16 protein-coding genes are annotated in these 19,946 nt (G+C 60.5%); 11 read left to right on the top strand and 5 right to left on the bottom strand.

What is annotated here, in order from left to right; translation table 11 throughout:
- Positions 1–261 precede the first annotated feature (261 nt).
- The 4 genes from tauA to tauD all read left to right on the top strand — a co-directional run bounded on the left by tauA (position 262) and on the right by tauD (position 3,866).
- Complete coding sequence (gene tauA / locus PspCFBP13508_RS15720) at positions 262–1,239, top strand: taurine ABC transporter substrate-binding protein (protein ID WP_137215062.1); 978 nt, start codon at positions 262–264, stop codon at positions 1,237–1,239.
- 15 nt (positions 1,240–1,254) lie between these two features.
- Positions 1,255–2,049 carry a taurine ABC transporter ATP-binding subunit gene (gene tauB / locus PspCFBP13508_RS15715; protein ID WP_137215061.1) on the top strand — a complete coding sequence of 265 codons (795 nt, stop codon included), beginning with the start codon at positions 1,255–1,257 and terminating at the stop codon, positions 2,047–2,049.
- Complete coding sequence (gene tauC / locus PspCFBP13508_RS15710) at positions 2,046–2,879, top strand: taurine ABC transporter permease TauC (RefSeq protein ID WP_137215060.1); 834 nt, start codon at positions 2,046–2,048, stop codon at positions 2,877–2,879. Before tauB ends, tauC begins: the two co-directional genes overlap by 4 nt.
- 144 nt (positions 2,880–3,023) lie before the next feature.
- Complete coding sequence (gene tauD, locus PspCFBP13508_RS15705) at positions 3,024–3,866, top strand: taurine dioxygenase (RefSeq protein WP_137215059.1); 843 nt, start codon at positions 3,024–3,026, stop codon at positions 3,864–3,866.
- A 211-nt stretch (positions 3,867–4,077) separates the two neighbouring features.
- Here the strand turns inward: tauD and mgrA are convergent, their stop codons facing one another.
- The 3 genes from mgrA to PspCFBP13508_RS15690 form a co-directional block, all read right to left on the bottom strand.
- Positions 4,078–5,115, bottom strand: coding sequence for an L-glyceraldehyde 3-phosphate reductase (gene mgrA, locus PspCFBP13508_RS15700; protein WP_130912073.1), 1,038 nt, complete (start codon positions 5,113–5,115; stop codon positions 4,078–4,080).
- A 110-nt stretch (positions 5,116–5,225) separates the two neighbouring features.
- Entirely contained in the window at positions 5,226–6,545 is a 1,320-nt protein-coding gene (locus PspCFBP13508_RS15695; protein WP_137215058.1) for an LLM class flavin-dependent oxidoreductase, read from the bottom strand.
- 1 nt (position 6,546) lies between these two features.
- Positions 6,547–8,772 carry a TonB-dependent receptor gene (locus PspCFBP13508_RS15690; protein ID WP_137215057.1) on the bottom strand — a complete coding sequence of 742 codons (2,226 nt, stop codon included), beginning with the start codon at positions 8,770–8,772 and terminating at the stop codon, positions 6,547–6,549.
- Between the two features lie 203 nt (positions 8,773–8,975).
- Between PspCFBP13508_RS15690 and PspCFBP13508_RS15685 the strand changes: the two genes are divergently transcribed.
- Positions 8,976–10,013 carry a LacI family DNA-binding transcriptional regulator gene (locus tag PspCFBP13508_RS15685; protein WP_137215056.1) on the top strand — a complete coding sequence of 346 codons (1,038 nt, stop codon included), beginning with the start codon at positions 8,976–8,978 and terminating at the stop codon, positions 10,011–10,013.
- Between the two features lie 213 nt (positions 10,014–10,226).
- Here the strand turns inward: PspCFBP13508_RS15685 and betT are convergent, their stop codons facing one another.
- Positions 10,227–12,188, bottom strand: coding sequence for a choline transporter BetT (gene betT, locus PspCFBP13508_RS15680; RefSeq protein WP_161984082.1), 1,962 nt, complete (start codon positions 12,186–12,188; stop codon positions 10,227–10,229).
- Between the two features lie 399 nt (positions 12,189–12,587).
- Positions 12,588–13,514: a serine O-acetyltransferase EpsC gene (epsC, locus tag PspCFBP13508_RS15675; protein ID WP_137215055.1), complete on the bottom strand. Its 927-nt coding sequence runs from the start codon at positions 13,512–13,514 to the stop codon at positions 12,588–12,590.
- Between the two features lie 191 nt (positions 13,515–13,705).
- On the opposite strand from epsC, the gene PspCFBP13508_RS15670 reads away from it, so the two are divergent.
- From PspCFBP13508_RS15670 to PspCFBP13508_RS15645, 6 genes are all read left to right on the top strand, one after another.
- Positions 13,706–14,698, top strand: coding sequence for a D-cysteine desulfhydrase (locus PspCFBP13508_RS15670; RefSeq protein WP_137215054.1), 993 nt, complete (start codon positions 13,706–13,708; stop codon positions 14,696–14,698).
- A gap of 283 nt (positions 14,699–14,981) precedes the next feature.
- Positions 14,982–15,782 carry a cystine ABC transporter substrate-binding protein gene (tcyJ, locus tag PspCFBP13508_RS15665; protein ID WP_137215053.1) on the top strand — a complete coding sequence of 267 codons (801 nt, stop codon included), beginning with the start codon at positions 14,982–14,984 and terminating at the stop codon, positions 15,780–15,782.
- Positions 15,782–16,447, top strand: a complete 666-nt coding sequence (gene tcyL, locus PspCFBP13508_RS15660) for a cystine ABC transporter permease (protein WP_093106265.1) — start codon at positions 15,782–15,784, stop codon at positions 16,445–16,447. The genes tcyJ and tcyL overlap by 1 nt, the downstream gene beginning before the upstream one ends.
- 4 nt (positions 16,448–16,451) lie before the next feature.
- Positions 16,452–17,201 carry an L-cystine ABC transporter ATP-binding protein TcyN gene (gene tcyN / locus PspCFBP13508_RS15655; RefSeq protein ID WP_041477470.1) on the top strand — a complete coding sequence of 250 codons (750 nt, stop codon included), beginning with the start codon at positions 16,452–16,454 and terminating at the stop codon, positions 17,199–17,201.
- A 463-nt stretch (positions 17,202–17,664) separates the two neighbouring features.
- Entirely contained in the window at positions 17,665–18,429 is a 765-nt protein-coding gene (locus PspCFBP13508_RS15650) for a hypothetical protein (protein ID WP_137215052.1), read from the top strand.
- A gap of 263 nt (positions 18,430–18,692) precedes the next feature.
- The gene (locus PspCFBP13508_RS15645) at positions 18,693–19,934 is read left to right on the top strand and encodes an SfnB family sulfur acquisition oxidoreductase (protein ID WP_137215051.1); all 1,242 of its coding nucleotides are present in this window, start codon (positions 18,693–18,695) and stop codon (positions 19,932–19,934) included.
- Positions 19,935–19,946: the final 12 nt, after the last annotated feature.

Below are 19,946 nucleotides of genomic sequence, written 5' to 3'. Positions count from 1 at the left end.
CGACCTGAAATACCGAGCCGAACTCAGGCCTTGAAAAGCACAGAGATCGGCCCCCTTTCCCCCTCGCCCCCTTGGGGGAGAGGGCTGGGGTGAGGGGGCAAAGATCGAACGTCGAACGCAAGATCCAAATTATCCACAATCCCCCGCGCCTTAGATTTTTCCGCTCATAAGCTCATTCTAAAAAGTTATTTATTTACCGATTCTTAGATCATTTAGTCTCCTTTCACGCCGACGCTCGGTCGCCTGATATGGAGCTCTTCAATGAAACTGAATTTCCCGCTTCGCCTGCTCGCCGTAGCCTCTCTGGCTGCCGCGAGTTTTCTGGCTCAGGCCGCCGACCTCACCGTCGCCTACCAAACCACCGTTGACCCAGCGAAAGTCGCTCAGGCCGACGGCGCTTATGAAAAAGCCACCAAGGCCGACATCAGTTGGCGCAAATTCGATAACGGTGCCGACATCATTGCCGCTATCGCTTCCGGCGATGTGCAGATCGGCTACCTCGGTTCAAGTCCGCTGACCGCCGCGATCACCCGCAAAGTCCCGGTCGAAACTTTCCTCATCGCCACTCAGATCGGCGCCGCCGAAGCACTGGTCGCCCGTGACGGCTCCGGCATCAAGACCCCGCAGGATCTGATCGGCAAGAAAATCGCCGTGCCGTTTGTGTCCACCGGGCACTACAGCCTGCTCGCCGCGCTCAAGCACTGGAACATTGATCCGTCGAAAGTCACCGTGCTCAACCTCGCGCCGCCAGCGATCATTGCCGCGTGGAAACGCGGTGACATCGACGCCACTTACGTGTGGGACCCGGCGCTGGGCGTGGCCAAGGAAAACGGCAAAGTGCTGATCACCTCCGGCGAGCTCGCCAAGTTCGGCGCGCCGACCTTCGATGCGTGGATCGTGCGCAAAGACTTCGCCGAGAAGCACCCGGAAATCGTCACCGCGTTCGCCAAGGTCACCCTCGACGCCTACGCCGATTACCGCAAAGACCCGAAAGCCTGGCTCGCCGATCAAGCCAACGTCGACAAACTGGTGAAGCTCTCCGGTGCCAAGGCCAGCGACATTCCGCTGCTGCTGCAGGGCAACGTCTACCCGCTGGCGGCGGATCAGGTCAGTGACCTCGGCGCGCCGACCACCAAAGCCATCACCGACACCGCCGCGTTCCTCAAGGAGCAAGGCAAGGTCGAAGCCGTGCTGCCGGACTACGCGCCTTACGTCAGCGCCAAATACATCACCAACTGATCGGAGATAACCGCGATGGCCTTGCTACAGCTGGAGCGCATCAGCGCACAGTACCCGGGCAGCCCCGAGCCGGTGCTGGCGGATATTTCTCTGACCCTGGGGCCGCAGCAGTTGCTGGTCGCCCTCGGCCCGTCCGGCAGTGGCAAGACTTCGCTGTTGAACCTGATTGCCGGCTTCGTCGAACCGAGTGCCGGGCGCATCACCCTCGACGGCGTGCCGGTCAAAGGCCCGAGCGCCGAACGAGGCGTAGTGTTTCAGGACGACGCCTTGCTGCCCTGGCAGGACGTGCTGGCCAACGTTGCCTTCGGCCTCGAGCTGGCCGGTGTCGGCAAGGACCAGCGGGAAAAAATCGCCCGGGAAATGCTCGCGCTGGTCGATCTCGCCGGCTTCGAAGACCGGCGCATCTGGCAATTGTCCGGCGGCCAGAAACAACGCGTCGGCCTCGCCCGCGCCCTCGCCGCCGACCCGCGCGTGTTGCTGATGGACGAGCCTTTCGGTGCGCTTGATGCATTCACTCGAGAACAGATGCAGGAGCTGCTGCTGCAAGTCTGGCAGCGCACCGCCAAGCCGGTTTTCCTGATTACCCACGACATTGAAGAGGCAGTGTTCCTCGCCACGGACCTGATTCTGCTGGCGCCGAATCCGGGGCAGATCGTCGAGCGTCTGCACCTGGATTTCGGTCAGCGATACGCCGCAGGTGAATCGGCCCGCGCGATCAAATCCGATCCGCGCTTTATCGAAACCCGCGAACACGTGCTGAGCAAAGTCTTCTCGCAACGCAGCGCCGTACCCCGGCAGGAGCGCGCATGAGCAGTTACGACGTTTCCGCTGCGGCGGTGAAAACGCCTTCGGTGAAAATCCCCGTGCGCCGCAGCCTCAGCACTCGCTGGATCAGCCTGCTGACCCTGTTCGGCCTGTTGACGATCTGGTGGGCGGTGACCGCGACCGGCCTGATCGAACCGCTGTTCTTGCCGCCCCCCTCCGCCGTGCTGCAAAAGGGCTGGTTGCTGGCGACTTCCGGATACATGGATTCGACTTTGTGGCAGCACCTCGGCGCCAGCCTCAGCCGCATCGGCCTTGGACTCTTTTTCGCCATCCTGACCGCCGTGCCGGTGGGCATTGCCATCGGCGTCAACCGCATCGCTCGCGGTGTACTCGATCCGCTGATCGAGTTCTACCGCCCGATCCCGCCGCTGGCGTATCTGCCGCTGATCGTGATCTGGTGCGGGATCGGCGAGTTGTCGAAAGTGCTACTGATCTATCTGGCGATTTTCGCGCCGATTGCAATTGCCACCGCGACGGGTGTGCGCACGGTTGATCCAGCAAAACTGCGCGCGGCGCAGTCGTTGGGCGCGACGCGCGCACAGTTGATTCGCCATGTGGTTTTGCCGAGCGCTCTGCCGGACATTCTCACCGGCGTGCGCATTGGTTTGGGGGTTGGCTGGTCGACGCTGGTCGCCGCTGAACTGATCGCGGCCACCAGTGGCCTGGGCTTCATGGTGCAGTCGGCGGCGCAATTTCTGGTCACCGACGTGGTGGTGCTGGGGATTCTGGTCATCGCCCTGATCGCCTTCGCCATGGAAATGGGCTTGCGCGCATTGCAGCGCAGACTGGTGCCTTGGCACGGCCAGGCGCACTAAATCGCCTTGTGAAAATTCCCCTGTGGGAGCGAGCCTGCTCGCGAAAGCGTCAGATCAGTCACTGCACTGTCGCCTGACACTCTGCATTCGCGAGCAGGCTCGCTCCCACAAAAGCATGACACTCCGAATTCGACGAGAACGACCATGAGCACCCTCGACATCACCCCGTTAAGCTCGGCCCTCGGCGCGCAGATCAGCGGCGTCGACATCAGCCAGCCGCTGAGCCTGGAACACCGCGACGCGATCGAGCAGTCGCTGCTTAAATACCAAGTGCTGTTCTTCCGCAACCAGCCGATCGAGCCGGCGCAACAGGCACGCTTCGCGCATTATTTCGGCGACCTGCACATTCACCCGATCTACCCGAACGTGCCGGAACAACCGGAAGTGCTGATCCTCGATACCGCCGTCACCGACGTACGCGACAACGCGATCTGGCACACCGACGTAACCTTTCTGCCGACGCCGGCGATGGGCGCGGTGCTCAGCGCCAAGTTGCTGCCGGAGTTTGGTGGCGACACCTTGTGGGCCAGCGGCATCGCGGCATATGAAGCGTTGTCGGCGCCGATGAAAACCCTGCTCGAAGGGCTGACAGCGACCCACGATTTCACCCGATCGTTTCCGCTCGAGCGCTACGGCAATACGCCTGAGGCGCTGGCGCAGTGGGAAGAAGCACGGCGCAAGAATCCACCGCTGTCGCACCCGGTGATTCGCACGCATCCGGCCAGTGGAAGGCGATCGCTGTTCGTCAATGAAGGATTTACCTCGAAGATCAATGAGCTGTCGGAAACCGAGAGCGAGGCGATCCTCAAATTTCTCTTTGCCCACGCGACCCGGCCGGAATTCACCATTCGCTGGCGCTGGCAGAAAGACGACATCGCCTTCTGGGATAACCGCGTGACCCAGCATTACGCGGTGGACGATTACCGACCGGCGCGGCGGGTGATGCAGCGGGCGACGGTGTTGGGGGATGTGCCGTTTTTTCGTTGAGCCTGATCAAGATCAAAAGCCCCTCACCCTAGCCCTCTCCCAGAGGGAGAGGGGACTGACCGAGCTGATTGCGCGAACTACATCGACCTGAAATATCGGATTGAACTCAAGTTTTAAAAAGCATAAAGATCGGCTCCCTTTCCCCCTCGCCCCCTTGGGGGAGAGGGCTGGGGTGAGGGGGTTGGATCTTGCTGACCCAACCCAATCTTGATCACTCCGCCGTCGAAGGCTTCTCCCACAGATTGATCCCGCCCTCTTGGGCAAACCGGTCAATCTCCGCCAGCTCTTCAACACTGAAATCCAGATTCTTCAACGCTCCGACGTTCTCGATGATCTGCTCCGGCCGGCTCGCGCCGATCAGTGCCGAGGTCACCCGTGGATCACGCAGTGTCCACGCCAGTGCCAGTTGCGCCAGACTCTGGCCGCGACGCTGGGCGATCTCGTTCAACGCTCGCACGTGAGCAATGTTTTCTTCGGACAAATGCGACGCCTGCAACGAACCGCCGCCCGGGCGATTGACTCGCGCATCGGCCGGTACGCCGTTGAGATATTTGTCGGTGAGCAAACCCTGCGCCAGCGGCGTGAAGGCGATGACGCCAGTGCCGAGTTCGTCAGTGGTATCGAGCAGATCCTTTTCCACCCAGCGGTTGAGCAGGTTGTACGCTGGTTGATGAATCAGCAGCGGCACTTTCCACTCTTTCAGCAGCGCGGCCATCTCGCGGGTTTTCACGCCTGAGTAAGACGAGATACCGATGTACAGCGCCTTGCCCTGCTGCACGGCGGTGGCGAGGGCGCTGGCGGTTTCCTCCAGCGGAGTGTCCGGGTCGAAGCGGTGCGAATAAAAGATGTCCACGTAGTCGAGACCAAGACGTTGCAGGCTCTGGTCGAGGCTGGCCAGCACGTATTTGCGCGAGCCGCCGCCCTGACCGTACGGGCCGGGCCACATGTCCCAGCCAGCCTTGCTGGAAATGATCAGTTCGTCGCGATACTGCTTGAAGTCTTCGCGCAGCAGGCGACCGAAATTGATCTCGGCGCTGCCGTATGGCGGGCCGTAGTTGTTGGCCAGATCGAAATGGTTGATGCCCAGATCGAACGCGGTGCGCAGCAAGGCGCGCTGGGTGTCGATCGGCGTGCTGTCGCCAAAGTTGTGCCACAGGCCCAGCGACAATGCCGGCAGCACCAGACCGCTGCGGCCGACGCGGCGGTAAGGAATGGAGTCGTAGCGGTTTTCGGCAGCGGTGTAAGTCATCGAATCCTCTCTTGTCTGTCTTGAAATGGGTGTCGACTGCTTCGCGAGCAGGCTCGCTCCCACACCTGGAATGCATTTTCCTGTGGGAGCGAGCCTGCTCGCGAAAGCTGTTACGCAAATCTATTGCCGGGTCGAGCCAGCCCCAGGTTCTGCCGCAACGTGCGCCCTTCATACTCGGTTCTGAACAAGCCACGCCGTTGCAGTTCCGGCACCACGCCATTGGCGAAATCTTCCAGCCCGCCCGGCAGGTGCGGCACCAGCACATTGAAGCCGTCCGCCGCGCCTTGTTCGAACCACTCCTGCAGGCAATCGGCAATCTGTGCCGGCGTGCCGACCAGGCTGTGATGCCCCCGCCCGCCAGCGATCCTGCGACCAAGCTCGGCGAGGGTCAGGTTCTCCCGCCCGGCCAGCTCGGTCAGCAGTTTCTGCCGGCTCTGCTGGCCGCTGTCAGTCAGCGGCAACTCTGGCAGCGGCCCGTCCAGCGGGTACTTCGATAAATCGAAGTTGCCCAGCATACGCCCAAGCAGCGCGACGCCCACCTCGGGTTCGACCAATTGCTGAAACGTTTCACACTTTTCCTGCGCTTCAGCCTCGGTAGCAGCGACCACCACGAACACACCGGGCATGATTTTCAGCGAATCGGTGCTGCGCCCGAACTTGGCCAAGCGTCCCTTGATATCAGCGTAAAACGCCTGTGCGGCGGCCAGCGAAGTCTGCGCGGTGAACACCACTTCCGCCGTTTGCGCCGCCAGTTCGCGCCCGGCTTCGGAAGAACCGGCCTGGACGATCACCGGTTGCCCCTGCGGCGAGCGCGCGACGTTCAGCGGGCCTTTGACCCGGAAATGTTCACCGACATGATCGAGCACATGCAGCTTGTGCGGGTGGTAATAGGCGCCGCTGGCCTTGTCACGGTGGAAGGCATCGTCTTCCCAACTGTCCCAGAGCCCGGTGACCACCTGATGAAATTCACGGGCGCGGCTGTAGCGTTCGGCATGGCCGATGTGTGCGTCGCGGCCGAAATTAAGCGCCTCGGCGGCGTTGTCCGAAGTCACCAGATTCCACCCGGCCCGTCCGCCCGATAAGTGATCGAGCGAGGCGAACTTGCGCGCCACGTGGTACGGCTCGTTGTAACTGGTGGTGGCCGTGGCGATCAGGCCGATGTGCTCGGTCACCGCGCTCAGTGCCGAGAGCAAGGTCAGCGGCTCGAAGTGATCGGAGCGCGCCATGCGGCTGGCGATATCTCCGGTCGGTGCGGCGACGCTGTCGGCGACAAACAGCGCATCGAACTTTGCCGCTTCGGCGATCTGCGCCAGACGTTTGTAGTGGGCGAAATCCAGCCCCGCATCCGCAGGCACATCGGGGTGCCGCCACGCCGCCACGTGATGCCCGGTGGCCATGAGAAATGCACCGAGTTTCATCTGTCTGCTCATCTCAGAAATCCTTGCGCAATTGCACGCCGAAGTAGCGCTCGTCATCGCGAGGCACGGCGCGATAGACGTAGCTACCGCCACTGGCCAGCAACGGCGAATAGGACTTGTCGGCGAGATTCTTGCCGAGCAGCGCGACGCGCCAGCCATTGCTGTAATCGGCCAGGGCGACGCTGGCGTTCCACAGCCCGTAAGCGCCCTCTTTGGTATCGGGGTTCTGGCTGATGTCGTACTGCACTTCGCTCTGCCAGCTGTAGTCGGTGCCCAGTTCGATATCGAGACCGTTGTCCAGCGCAATTGTGTAGTCGGCGCGCACGTAGCTTTTCCAGTCCGGGCTGAACGGCAATGGTTTGCCGTTGACGTTGCACGACGCCGCCGCGCCGGCCGGGCAGGCGAATTCGTCGATGCGTGCGCGGGTGTAGGCCAGTGCGCCGGAGAACTTCAGTTGCTGGGTAGCTTGCAGGGCATAATCGAGTTCGATGCCTTCGCTGGTGACGCTGCCGGCGTTGATCAAACGCGTCACCACTTGCCCGGCGACGGTGTCGAAAAAGTTCGCCTGATAGTTGTCGTACTCGCTGTGGAAGATCGCCAGGTTGGTGGTCAGGCGGTTGTTCCAGGAGGTGGCTTTGATCCCCGCTTCCCAGGTGTTGGAGGTCTCCGGTTTCAGCGCTTCGGTGTCGCGCGGCTGCATGTTGAAAAACACGTTGTACGCCGGGCCTTTGTAACCGCGCGAATAGGTCAGGTACGTGGTGACGGTATCGCTCAGGTCGTACTGCAAACCGAGGCGACCGGACCAGCCATCTTCGTCCACCGAACCTGAGCTGCTGGTCGCCGGTTGAATGCCGCTGACGGTGGTTGCTGATGTTGAAACGCGACGGTGATCGTATTCCAGATCGTCGTGGGTGTAGCGCAGGCCGGCGATGCCGCGAAAGTGCGAAGTGAAGTTCAGCGTGCTCTCACCAAACACCGCGTAGCTGTCGCTGGTGGTGCTGTAATCGGCAACGCCACGGTCGGTGCGTGTGGTGGTCGTGAGGGTGCGCTGATAGGTCTCGTCGTCCTTGCCGTGCATGTAGAACAGGCCGCCGACGTACTCGAGAAACTCGCCCTTCGGTGAGGCCAGCCGCAGCTCTTGCGAATACTGGTCGAAGGCCAGATTGCCCTTGTCGGCGGTGCCGGGGAACGCCGCCGTCACGGTGCCGAGGCGATCACCATCCTGATACTGGGTGTTGTCCCAGCCGCGCCACGCGGTGATCGACGTCAGCGTGAAATCACCCAGTTGCCAGTCGAGCTGGCCGGACAGGCCTTTGTTGATGTCCTCGATGTGAGAGCGGGTATCGGTGTTGATGTCGCGATTGTGGCTGGTCGCATTCACCGGACTCAGCGCGTTGCCGAAGGCCGGCGTCAACGCTTGGCTGACGACGCCATTGGGCGCGTCGTCGTGGGACTGCATGTAGTCCGCGATCAGGGTGAAGGTGATGTCGTCATTCGGAGTGAATTCGAGTTTGCCGCGCACGCCGCGATGGTTGTAACCGTTGACCTCGTGGCCGTTGTGCTGGTTGTCGACGTTACCATCGTACGTGCCGAACAAGGTGCTGATCGAGCCCTTCAGCGTGTCCGGAATCAGACTGCCGCCAAGGCCGAAACGGCTGCGGCTTTCGTTGCCGCTGTAGTACGACTGATCGATGTAGCCGTGGGTCTCGACGGTCGGTGCTTTGCTGGTGATGTTGAGTACACCGGCCGAGGCGTTCTTGCCGAACAGCGTGCCTTGCGGGCCGCGCAGCACTTCGACGCGCTCCAGATCGAGCAGATCCAGCGTGGCCTGGCCGGGACGCGCATACACCACGCCGTCGATGACCGTGGCCACGGTCGGCTCGACGCCGGGCGAGGTGGAAATGGTGCCGACCCCGCGCACGAATAACGAGGTGTCCTTGTTCGAGGCGCCGGTACGGAAATTCAGCGATGGCACTTGCTGAACGATGCTCGCCACGCCGTTGCGGTTGTCGCGTTCGAGCTGTTCGCCGTCGAGCACGGAAACCGCCACCGGTACTTTTTGCAGTGACTCTTCGCGGCGAGTCGCGGTCACCGTGACGGATTTCAGCGTCGGTTCCTGATCGCTGCTGTCAGCGGCAAACGCCGTGGGCAGCGGCAGCGCCGCCAGCCCGGTAAAAATCCAGCCCGCCGCGCGAATCGACTGCGTCAGTGTGTGTAATGCCCCAGGAAAATTACGCATAGATGTTCGCTCGAAAATGGCCCTGAACCGCTGCCGTTCTGTGACGACAGCGCCTGAATCTGTCGTGGGCATTCGCTCGAGCGAGTAGCAGACAACGCGCATTGTTAGCGCTAACATCGCGAATATTGGCGATCTGGCTATAGAGCGTCCAATACTGAAAAATTACTTTTATATGCGATTTGGTTTTTAGAAAGGATCGAGTCTTGAACGTTGAAAAGCCGCGTAAACGCCGGGGCGCCGGACGTGTGACGCTGAACGCCGTGGCGCGCGCAGCCGGGGTGTCGGCGATTACCGTGTCGCGGTATTTCAATCAGCCCGAGCAGGTTTCGCCTGAGCGGCGCGAGCGCATTGCGGCGGTGGTCGCCGAGCTCGGTTATGTGCCTAATCTGGTCGCGGGTGGTCTGGCCTCGGCGCGGGGGAAAATCGTCGGCATGGTCATTCCGAACATCTCCGGGCCGATCTTCGCCAACACGATCCAGGGCTTCAGCGACACCCTCAGTCGTCACGGTTATCAACTGTTGCTGGCGTCGAGTTATTTCGATATCGAGCAGGAAGAAAATGCCGTGCGCGCCTTTCTCGGCTGGTCGCCGGCAGCGCTGGTGCTGACCAGCCACTTCCATAGCGAAGGCACCGAGAAGATGCTCGCCGAGGCCGATATTCCGGTCATCGAAACCTGGGATTACCAGCCGGAGCGCGAGCCCATGCAGATTGGCTTTTCGCACTTCGAAGTGGGCGTGACGGCAGCAAGGCATTTGCTCAAGAAAGGCTACCAACGCATTGCTTTCGTACAGAACAGTGCGCCGGGCGACTTCAGTGCACTGGAGCGCCGCGATGGTTATGCCGCCACTGTGCGTGAAGCAGGACGTGAGCCATGGATCTTCGCCCCAGACGCCGACCGCGCACCGTTCGAGGCCGGCAAGCAAGCGATGGACGCCCTGATGAACGCCTCACCACGCCCCGACGCGATCATCTTCGCCAACGACAACCTCGCCGCCGGAGGTCTCCTCGCCGGACAGCGCGCGGGTATCAAAATCCCCGCAGACTGCGCCGTGCTCGGCTTCGGCGATTACCCGTTTGCCGAGATGTTATTGCCCAGTCTGAGCACGATCAAACCACCGGCACTGGAGATCGGTGTACTCGCCGCGACACGCGTGCTGGAAAGCCTTGGCGTGTTGCCGAGCGACGAAGTGCAGCGGCTGAATCTGCTGCGATGCCAAGTGATCGAGCGCGAAAGCATCTGATGAATATGGCGGGGGCTGGATTGGCTATGCTCTAGGTCATACCGAGGTGGCCCCTTCGCGGGCAAGCCCGCTCCCACAGGTTTCAGTGTTGGATACAAAATCTGTGAACGGCGCAAAACCCTGTGGGAGCGGGCTTGCCCCGGTGGCGGCGGTGGTGCTGTTCATGGTGCTGAGCGCCGAGGCGTAAAAACCTCTCGGCGCTCAGCCGTTGGATCAACGCACCAGATGCAGGAACTGCATGTGCCGTTCGTACTGGTCGAGGATGTCGTTGATGATCTGCTCTTTGGTGTAGCCGACCAGATCGTAGTCCTGACTGCCCTCGCTCAAGTGCACTTCGGCGCGGTAGTAGCGACGATTGTTGAGTTGCTTGGAACCCATGCCGCCGCGCGCGAACGATGGCGTGAAGTAGCCGCGCATCTGCACCTGATAGATGAACGGATGCTGCTCGCCATGGCCGATTTCCAGGCTGACGTTGTCATGCGCCGGATCCGGCTGGGTGACCACGTGCAGACCTTTTTCGACGAACACGGCGGTCACTTCCTCGATCGCCGGGCGCACCGTGCTTTCCATGAAGCGGTACACCTCGTCGCGGGACGGGAAGTGCACCGCCTGACTCAGGCGCTGACGCCAGCCACCGGTGCCACGCCTTGAACCGGACACCGGCGCCAGCGAATGCAGCTGGGCGATCTGCTTCTGCGATTCCAGGTAGAACGCCTTGTGCAGGCCCCACATCATCAGCAGCAGAATCAACGAGAACGGTAACGAGGTCAGCACCACCGCTGACTTCAGCGCGTCGATGCTGCCGGAGAACAGCAGCGCGCTGGTGATCAGCGCGGTCATTGCGCCCCAGAACACCCGCAGCCATTTCGGCCCGTCTTCATCCGGGTTGCCGCCCTTGGCCGACAGGGTCGAGAGCACCACGGTGCCCGAATCCGCAGACGTCACGAAGAACACGAAGCTGATGAACACCGTCACGGCAATAACGGTCTTGCTCCACGGGTAGGTTTCCAGCAGCAGGTAGATACTCATCGACGGATTGTCGATGGCCGACATGCCCAACGCACTCATGCCGTGATTGAGTACCTGATCCAGGGCGCTGTTGCCGAAAATCGACATCCACGCCAGGGTGAAACCGAGCGGAATCAACAGCACGCCGAAGACGAATTCACGGATGGTGCGACCACGGGAAATCCGCGCAATGAACAGGCCCACGAACGGCGACCATGCGATCCACCAGGCCCAGTAGAACACGGTCCAGCCGCCCAGCCAGTCGCTTGGTTTGTCATAGGCGTAGAGGTCGAAACTTTTCATCGGCAGGGCGCCGAGGTAATCGCCGACGTTCTGGATCAGGGTGTTGAGCAGGTGCTGTGTCGGCCCGGCAAACAACACGAACAGCAGCAGCGCACAGGCGAGCAGCATGTTGATGTCGGACATCACCCGCACGCCTTTGTCGACGCCAGAGACGGCAACGATGATCGCCGCGCCCATCATCAGCGTGATCAGGCCGACCTGAATCCACTGGGTGTGGGCGATGCCGAACAGATAATCCAGGCCCGAGTTGAGGTGCAACACGCCGAAGCCCATGTCGGCACCAAGACCGAACACCGTGGCGATGATGCCGAAGCCGTCCACCGCATAGCCGATCGGGCCGTTGATGCGTTTGCCGATCAGCGGATACAGCGCCGAACGCAGGGCCAGCGGCAGATTGTGCCGATAAGCGAAATAGGCCAGTGCCATGCCGACAAAGGCAAACACGCCCCAGCCATGCAGGCCCCAGTGCAGAAACAGAATCTGCATCGCCTGGCGCGCGGCGTCAGCTGTGCCGGCCTCGCCTTGCGGCGGCTGCAACATGTGCGTCAGCGGTTCGGAAACGCAGAAGAAGAACAGCGTGATGCTGATCCCGGCGGCGAACAGCATGCCGGCCCAGGACAGGTAACTGAATTCGGGCTCGTCGTGGTCGGCACCGAGTTTTATCTTGCCGTAGCCGGATAACGCGGTGACCACCACGAAGACCAGATACAGGGTCATCGCGAGCATGTAGTACCAGCCGACCGTATTGGCCGCCCAGTTTTGTGCTTCCAGCAACCAGGCGCCGGCCTGCTCGGGGATGGCAATGACGACAAGACCAAACAGCAGAATGACCGTCGCGGCGAAGTAGAACACCGGCGGATTCATGCGCACCAGACCGCTGGCGGGGGTAGACGATGCACTCATGAAACGTGCACCTCAAGGGGTTGAAACGTGGCTGAAATGATCGGACTCAGCAAAGGCAAGCCTCCTGTTGTGAGCGGGCAGCGAACCACCGGTTTAACTTGAATGAACGTTCAAGTTAAACATGAATGGGGTGGTAAGGACTAATCGCAGGGCTGGGCGGTAGGTTTCCTACAGCGCCCGAGGAGAGGTATGACGTGTGTTTGGAGGGATTCGTTCACTGATGAATTGGCTGAAGGCCACTACCTTGATCCGGCCTGGAGATCTTTCGCGAGCAGGCTCGCTCCCATATATGAAACGCATTCCAATGTGGGAGCGAGCCTGCTCGCGAAGAGGCCCGATACAACAACGCAGATTCAAGACTTACTTCTGCGTCCCGTCATCATGCTGCAGATTCGCCTGAGTCAGATTCGCCCCCGCCGGCACGCTACGCGTCAGCCAGACGTTGCCGCCAATGGTCGAGCCCTTGCCTATGGTGATCCGTCCGAGAATCGTCGCCCCGGCGTAAATCACTACGTCATCCTCAACGATCGGGTGGCGCGGGTGGCCCTTCTGCAACTGGCCGTCCTCATCCGCCGGAAAACGCTTGGCGCCCAAAGTGACCGCCTGATAAATCCGCACCCGCTCGCCGATGATCGCAGTCTCGCCAATCACCACACCGGTGCCGTGATCGATAAAGAAACTGCCGCCGATCTGCGCGCCCGGGTGGATATCGATGCCCGTCGCCGAATGCGCGATCTCCGCGCTGATCCGCGCCAGCAGCGGCAGGCCGGCACGATACAGATGGTGCGCGAGACGATGGTGGATCACCGCGAGAATGCCCGGATAGCACAGCAGCACTTCATCGACACTGCGTGCCGCCGGGTCGCCGTGATAAGCCGCCAGCACATCGGTGTCGAGCAGCGTGCGCAGACCCGGTAACGCGAGAGCGAAGTCCTGCACGATCTGAATGGCCCGGGCCTCGACTTCACTGTCATCCTGCGCGCTGTGGCGAGCAACGTAACGCAGCTCCAGGCGCGTCTGCGCCAGCAATGCATTCAATGCTACATCTAGTGTGTGGCCGACGTAGAAGTCTTCACTTTCTTCACGCAGATCGACCGGCCCCAGGCGCATCGGGAACAGCGCACCACACAGCGCCTCAAGAATTTCCGCCATCGCCGCTCGCGACGGCAACTCGCGGCCGCCCTGCTCCCCTGAAGCGCGACCATTCTGTGCGCGCCACTGATCCCGCGCGCTGCGCAGCTGGCCGACGATGGTCTGCAATTGCCAATGGCTGGAACGCTCGCTCACGGTAAAAGACTCCTTACGGGCGGCCGGACTGTCTGGCCGCGTCATCGCCGCCTACTTTACGGCATGCCTTTGCCGACGAATTAAGAACCGATAGTGCTGGCCTCAGTCCATTTGGCTATAAGCGATTGACGGTTGCCCGGGCAAAAACGCGTGCCTATAGTCCTTTCATTCTTCTGCGCCAGTACAGACCCATGATCAAACAACAGCTGCAACGCTTCCCTCGTCTCGAACTGCTGAGCCACCCCACGCCGCTGGAAAAACTCGAACGCCTGTCCACCTGGCTCGGTCGCGAGGTGTACATCAAGCGCGATGACCTGACGCCGCTGGCGATGGGTGGCAACAAGCTGCGCAAACTCGAATACCTCGCCGCCGACGCGCTGGCACAAGGCGCCGACACGCTGATCACCGCAGGCGCGCTGCAGTCGAACCACGTGCGCCAGACCGCTGCCCTCGCTGCCAGACTTGGTCTGGGCTGTGTGGCGCTGCTGGAAAACCCGCTGGGCACTGACGACAGCAATTACACCGGCAACGGCAACCGCTTGCTGCTGGATCTGTTCGATACCAGGGTCGAGCTGGTCGACAACCTCGACAATGCCGACGAACAACTGGCCGCCCTGGCCGTGCGCCTGCGCAGCAACGGCAAGAAGCCGTATCTGGTGCCGATTGGCGGCTCCAACGCGCTCGGCGCCTTGGGTTATGTGCGTGCCGGGCTGGAGCTGGCTGAGCAGATCAAGGACAGCGGCCTCGATTTCGCCGCGGTGGTGCTGGCCTCCGGCAGTGCCGGAACTCACAGCGGTCTGGGGCTGGCGCTGAATGAGGCGCTGCCGCAACTGCCGGTGATCGGCGTGACCGTTTCGCGCAGTGAAGAAGATCAGCGCCCGAAGGTTCAGGGTTTGGCCGAACGCACCGCTGAGCTGCTGGGCGTCGAGTTGCCGGCCAGCTTCAAGGTCGAGCTGTGGGACGAATATTTCGGCCCGCGTTACGGCGAACCGAACGCCGGAACGCTGGCGGCGGTGAAACTGTTGGCGGCTCAGGAAGGTCTGTTGCTTGACCCGGTCTACACCGGTAAGGCGATGGCCGGTCTGCTCGACGGGATCGGCCGGCAGCGCTTCGATGACGGCCCGATCATCTTCCTGCACACCGGTGGCGCGCCGGCGTTGTTTGCGTATAAGGATTCTTTCTAAGAGCAGATCAAGAGATCGCAGCCTTCGGCAGCTCCAACATGAGATCACCTGTAGGAGCTGCCGAAGGCTGCGATCGTTTAAGAAGTCACTGATATTCCTTAAATGAATAAAAGATTCCATATTAGGTATTTTCAAGTCTAAAACAGACATCTTATAGTCTCGCCGCAGGCGAATTTCGGGCGAGACGCTTAAGCTGCTTTAAGGCAGGATAGCGCTGTCGTTCAAATCACCAACTTGCCTACATTCCTTAAGCGTCTTCCATAAGAAAACACAGGGGCTTGTCATGAATTTTTCCGCACTACGTCGCACTCTGCTGGTCGGTTCGCTGGGTCTGGCGCTCAGCGCTGGCCTGATCGGTCAGGCAGTGGCCGGTGAGCAGTTGCAACAGATCAAGGACAAGGGCGTTCTCAACGTCGGCCTGGAAGGCACCTACCCACCGTTCAGCTTCGTCGACGAGAACGGCAAGCTGTCGGGTTTCGAAGTCGAGCTGTCCGAAGCGCTGGCGCAAAAGCTCGGCGTCAAGGCCAAGATCCAGCCGACCAAATGGGACGGTATCCTCGCTGCGCTGGAATCCAAGCGTCTGGATCTGGTGGTCAACCAAGTGACCATCTCCGACGAGCGCAAGAAGAAGTATGACTTCTCCGAACCCTACACCGTGTCCGGCATCCAGGCCCTCGTGCTGAAAAGCAAAGAGTCGGCCCTGAACATCAAGACTGCCGCTGACCTCTCCGGCAAGAAAGTCGGTGTCGGCCTGGGCACCAACTACGAGCAGTGGGTCCGCGCCAACGTGCCGGGTGCTGACGTGCGCACCTACGATGATGATCCGACCAAATTCGCCGACCTCAACAACAGTCGTACCGATGCCATCCTGATCGACCGTCTGGCTGCCCTCGAATACGCCAAGAAAGCCCCGAAAACCGTGGCTGCCGGTGAGGCCTTCTCGCGTCAGGAAAGCGGTATCGCCCTGCGCAAAGGCGAGCCGGAACTGCTGGCTGCGGTGAACAAGGCGCTCGACGAACTGCGTGCTGACGGCACTCTCGAGAAACTGTCGAAGAAGTACTTCAACGCAGACGTCACTAAATAATGGAAGAGGCTTTCCAACTCGCGCTGGATTCCGCGCCCTTCCTGTTGAAGGGCGCGTATTACACGGTAGTCCTCAGCCTCGGCGGAATGTTCTTCGGTCTGCTGCTGGGTTTCGGCCTCGCGCTGATGCGCCTGTCGCGCTTCAAATCAGTCAGTTGGCTGGCCCGCATCTACGTGTCGTTCTTTCGCGGCACGCCGTTGCTGGTGCAGCTGTTCGTGATCTATTACGGCTTGCCGCAACTGGGCCTGGAGCTTGATCCGCTGCCGGCAGCGCTGATCGGTTTCTCGCTGAACATGGCCGCCTACGCCTGTGAAATCCTGCGTGCCGCGATCGGTTCGATCGAACGCGGCCAGTGGGAAGCTGCTGCCAGTATCGGCATGACCCGCGCGCAGACCCTGCGCCGGGCCATCCTGCCGCAAGCGATGCGCACGGCTTTGCCGCCGCTGGGCAACAGCTTCATTTCACTGGTCAAGGACACGGCGCTGGCCGCGACCATTCAGGTGCCGGAACTGTTCCGCCAGGCGCAACTGATTACCGCCCGGACTTTCGAAGTCTTCACCATGTATCTTGCCGCCGCACTGATCTACTGGATTCTGGCCACGGTGCTTTCGCACTTGCAGAACAAGTTGGAAGAGCGGGTCAATCGGCACGACCAGGAGTCCTGACGCGATGATTGTCGTGGAAAAACTGACCAAGCAATTCAAGGGTCAGGTCGTGCTCAACGGCATCGACCTTGAGGTGAAGGAAGGCGAAGTCGTCGCGATCATCGGCCCCAGTGGCTCGGGGAAAACGACGTTCCTGCGTTGCCTGAATTTCCTCGAAGAACCCACCAGCGGCCGGATCAAGGTCGGCGACATCGAGATCGATACCAGCCGTCCGCTGAACCAGCAGCAAAGCCTGGTACGCAACCTGCGCCAGCACGTCGGCTTCGTGTTCCAGAATTTCAACCTGTTCCCACACCGCACAGCTTTGGAAAACGTCATCGAGGGCCCGATCGTGGTCAAGAAGATGCCGCGCGACCAGGCAGTTGCCCTGGGTAAAAAGCTGCTGACCAAAGTGGGGCTTGCCGGCAAAGAGGACGCGTATCCGCGCCGTCTCTCCGGTGGCCAGCAACAGCGCGTGGCGATTGCCCGGGCGCTGGCGATGGAGCCGGAAGTCATTCTGTTTGACGAACCGACCTCAGCGCTCGATCCGGAACTGGTTGGCGAGGTGCTGGCAACCATTCGAGGACTTGCGGAAGAAAATCGCACCATGGTGATTGTCACCCATGAAATGGGCTTTGCCCGTGACGTGGCCAATCGCGTAGTGTTTTTCGACAAAGGCGTAATTGTCGAGCAAGGTGAAGCCAAGGCACTGTTTGCCAATCCTAAAGAAGAACGCACTCAACAGTTTCTCAGCAAGTTTCTGAATCACGCCTGAGAACTTCTTCTGCAACAACCAAAACTTCCACGGATGGAAGTTACACCTCCCCGCCCCTCACTTGAAACTTCAATTAATCATTGCGAGCGCATACAAATGTACATTGCGCAACGGTTGAGTGCTTACTTGGATCGTCATACTCCTACACGTTTGCCCTTGAATAAACACGCTGGATAAGTCGAGCAATTGCCGATTATTTGTAGCTGGTTTCGCCACTACACCTAGGCGTATTGCCTCGATGACGTAGGAGCTTTCTGATTAGTTTGTAATTTAAGGATTAACTAAACCCCTCTATTGACACCCCTCTCCGCAGACTTTTATCTAGTCGGCAACCGGCGCCACTTAGTTCAAAACCTTGCATTAAAGCCGAGCTAATACTTGTCGCTTTTATTGCCAGTTGATTCGCGCCTTTTTTTGCTTTCCAGAAACGGATTTCGCTGCAAGACTTCAAGGAGAGAAACCGATGACCCGCACTTCGCACACCCCCGAACTTGCAGCGCCAACGCTGGCATGCGCACAAATAACCGGCATCAACCAAGCGACAGCGGCCCACCTGCTGATCGATGTACCGCCCTACGGCGACATGGACGTTGGCGATCTGATCGAACTGTTCTGGAACAAATGCTATGTCGCGTCAAAAGTCCTCAGCGCGGCCGATGTGGGTGAGTCAGTCAGCCTACGGGTGCCGGAGAGTTTCATCAGCAACGGCATCGCGCGCATTCACTACCGCGTGATGCAGGTCGGCCATGGCCCGGCACTGTCGGCAGCGACCCGGGTGCAGGTCAAACTCGATTGCCCCGGTGGCCAGCCCACCGGGCAGTGCGAAGACGAAAATCAGCAACTGGCACCGGTGATCATCCCCGAAGCGATTCGCCGTCAGGGCGTGAACCCCAGCCAGATCAAACGCGGCGTGCCGCTGACCATCGAGCCCTACGTGAACATGGCCGAAGACGACGCCATCACCCTGCGCTGGGGCGATGTGCGCATGGACCTGGCGCCTGTCACGGCGGCCGACGTCGGGCTGCCGATTCAGGTCTGGGTGCCACCAGCGGTCATTGTCGAAGCCGGTGAAGACCTGCGCTTGGACGTGACGTACTGCATTCTCGACCGGGTCGGTAATAACTCGCGCTGGGCGCCGCCGCGTACGTTGAAAATTGGTTGCGTGAATCCGTACGTAAAAGTCCCGTTGAAACCCGAATTCAAGGCTGCCGAATCGCGTACCAAGTGAGACCTGCCTAAGGTGGGAGGTCAGTCACCTCTCACCTGAAACTCGTTAACCAAGCCGAACATCCCTCCTTCTATGCATATTCCTAAAAGTTAGTTTATTTAATATTTATACACGCTTAGGGTATATACACCGGACCACCGGACATTCTTTCAATCGTCGCACTTCGCGGCGTTTTTCATGAGATGTGAGGTAGGTATGGTCCGGAACACAATCACCCCAGTGCAGATCGCCAGGGCATTGCGTGCAGCCAGGGAGCGGCACTGATGTCCAGTCTTGCAGATGCCAACGTGCAGTCCGATCTGGACATCGCCCCGCTGTTGTTGCCCGCGCAAGTACTGCGCAACGATGCTCAAGCGATCAAGGCAGCCCAAGACCTGGCGCAGATCGCCCGCGTGCAGGCGGCCAAACGCGACCGTCAGCGCAAGCTGCCTTGGTCAGAAATTGAGCAGTTCACCCGCAGCGGTCTGGGCAGCATTGCTATCCCGCGCGAATACGGTGGCCCACAGGTTTCGTTCGTTACGCTGGCTGAAGTATTCGCGATCATTTCCGCCGCCGACCCGGCCCTCGGGCAGATCCCGCAGAACCAGTTTGGCATCATCAATCTGGTGCTCGGCAGCGCCACCCAAGCGCAGAAAAAACAGCTTTTCCAGAGCGTTCTGGAAGGCTGGCGCATCGGCAATGCCGGCCCGGAACGTGGCACCAGAAACACCCTGGAACTGAAGGCGCGAATCAGCGCCGACGGCGACGATTACGTGATCAACGGCCAGAAGTTCTATTCAACCGGCGCGCTGTTTGCGCACTGGGTCGCGGTGAAAGCGCTGAACGATGACGGTAAACAGGTGCTGGCCTTCGTCCGGCGCGGCACGCCGGGTTTGCGCATCGTCGATGACTGGTCGGGCTTCGGCCAGCGCACCACCGCCAGCGGCACGATCCTGCTGAACAACGTGCGCGTCGAGTCGAGCCTGGTCATCGACAACTGGAAGATCAACGACAAGCCGAACACCCAGGGCGCAGTGTCGCAGCTGATTCAAGCGGCCATCGACGCTGGCATCGCCCGTGGTGCCATCGACGACGCCATCGACTTCGTCAAAACCCGCGCACGGCCATGGATCGACGCCAAGGTCGAGCGCGCCAGCGATGACCTCTACGTGATTGCCGATATCGGCAAACTGAAAATTGAACTGCACGCCGCCGAAGCGCTGCTGCGCAAGGCCGGGCAAGTGCTTGATCAGGTTCACGCGGCGCCACTCACAGCTGAGTCCGCTGCTCGCGCTTCGATCGCCGTGGCTGAAGCAAAAGTACTGACTACCGAGATCTCGCTGCTGGCCAGCGAAAAGCTCTTCGAACTGGCCGGCAGCCGCGCGACCCTCGCCGAATTCAATCTCGACCGCCACTGGCGCAACGCCCGCGTGCACACCCTGCACGACCCGGTGCGCTGGAAATATCACGCGGTCGGCGCCTATCGCCTGAACGGCACTTTGCCGGCTCGCCATTCCTGGATCTGAGACGACCAGTCA

The organism is Pseudomonas sp. CFBP13508 (genome assembly GCF_005233515.1).
Taxonomy (GTDB): Bacteria; Pseudomonadota; Gammaproteobacteria; order Pseudomonadales; family Pseudomonadaceae; genus Aquipseudomonas; species Aquipseudomonas mercuritolerans.
This window is presented reverse-complemented; position numbering and strand designations above follow the sequence as displayed.

Excerpts from the sequence above, each read along its gene's own strand:
- tcyN (WP_041477470.1), top strand. The coding sequence starts at position 16,452 with ATGATTGTCGTGGAAAAACTGACCAAGCAATTCAAGGGTCAGGTCGTG.
- betT (WP_161984082.1), bottom strand. The coding sequence starts at position 12,188 with ATGAATCCGCCGGTGTTCTACTTCGCCGCGACGGTCATTCTGCTGTTT.
- PspCFBP13508_RS15690 (WP_137215057.1), bottom strand. The coding sequence starts at position 8,772 with ATGCGTAATTTTCCTGGGGCATTACACACACTGACGCAGTCGATTCGC.
- tcyJ (WP_137215053.1), top strand. The coding sequence starts at position 14,982 with ATGAATTTTTCCGCACTACGTCGCACTCTGCTGGTCGGTTCGCTGGGT.
- tauA (WP_137215062.1), top strand. The coding sequence starts at position 262 with ATGAAACTGAATTTCCCGCTTCGCCTGCTCGCCGTAGCCTCTCTGGCT.
- tcyL (WP_093106265.1), top strand. The coding sequence starts at position 15,782 with ATGGAAGAGGCTTTCCAACTCGCGCTGGATTCCGCGCCCTTCCTGTTG.
- mgrA (WP_130912073.1), bottom strand. The coding sequence starts at position 5,115 with ATGACTTACACCGCTGCCGAAAACCGCTACGACTCCATTCCTTACCGC.
- tauB (WP_137215061.1), top strand. The coding sequence starts at position 1,255 with ATGGCCTTGCTACAGCTGGAGCGCATCAGCGCACAGTACCCGGGCAGC.
- tauD (WP_137215059.1), top strand. The coding sequence starts at position 3,024 with ATGAGCACCCTCGACATCACCCCGTTAAGCTCGGCCCTCGGCGCGCAG.
- tauC (WP_137215060.1), top strand. The coding sequence starts at position 2,046 with ATGAGCAGTTACGACGTTTCCGCTGCGGCGGTGAAAACGCCTTCGGTG.
- PspCFBP13508_RS15695 (WP_137215058.1), bottom strand. The coding sequence starts at position 6,545 with ATGAGCAGACAGATGAAACTCGGTGCATTTCTCATGGCCACCGGGCAT.
- PspCFBP13508_RS15650 (WP_137215052.1), top strand. The coding sequence starts at position 17,665 with ATGACCCGCACTTCGCACACCCCCGAACTTGCAGCGCCAACGCTGGCA.
- PspCFBP13508_RS15670 (WP_137215054.1), top strand. The coding sequence starts at position 13,706 with ATGATCAAACAACAGCTGCAACGCTTCCCTCGTCTCGAACTGCTGAGC.
- PspCFBP13508_RS15645 (WP_137215051.1), top strand. The coding sequence starts at position 18,693 with ATGTCCAGTCTTGCAGATGCCAACGTGCAGTCCGATCTGGACATCGCC.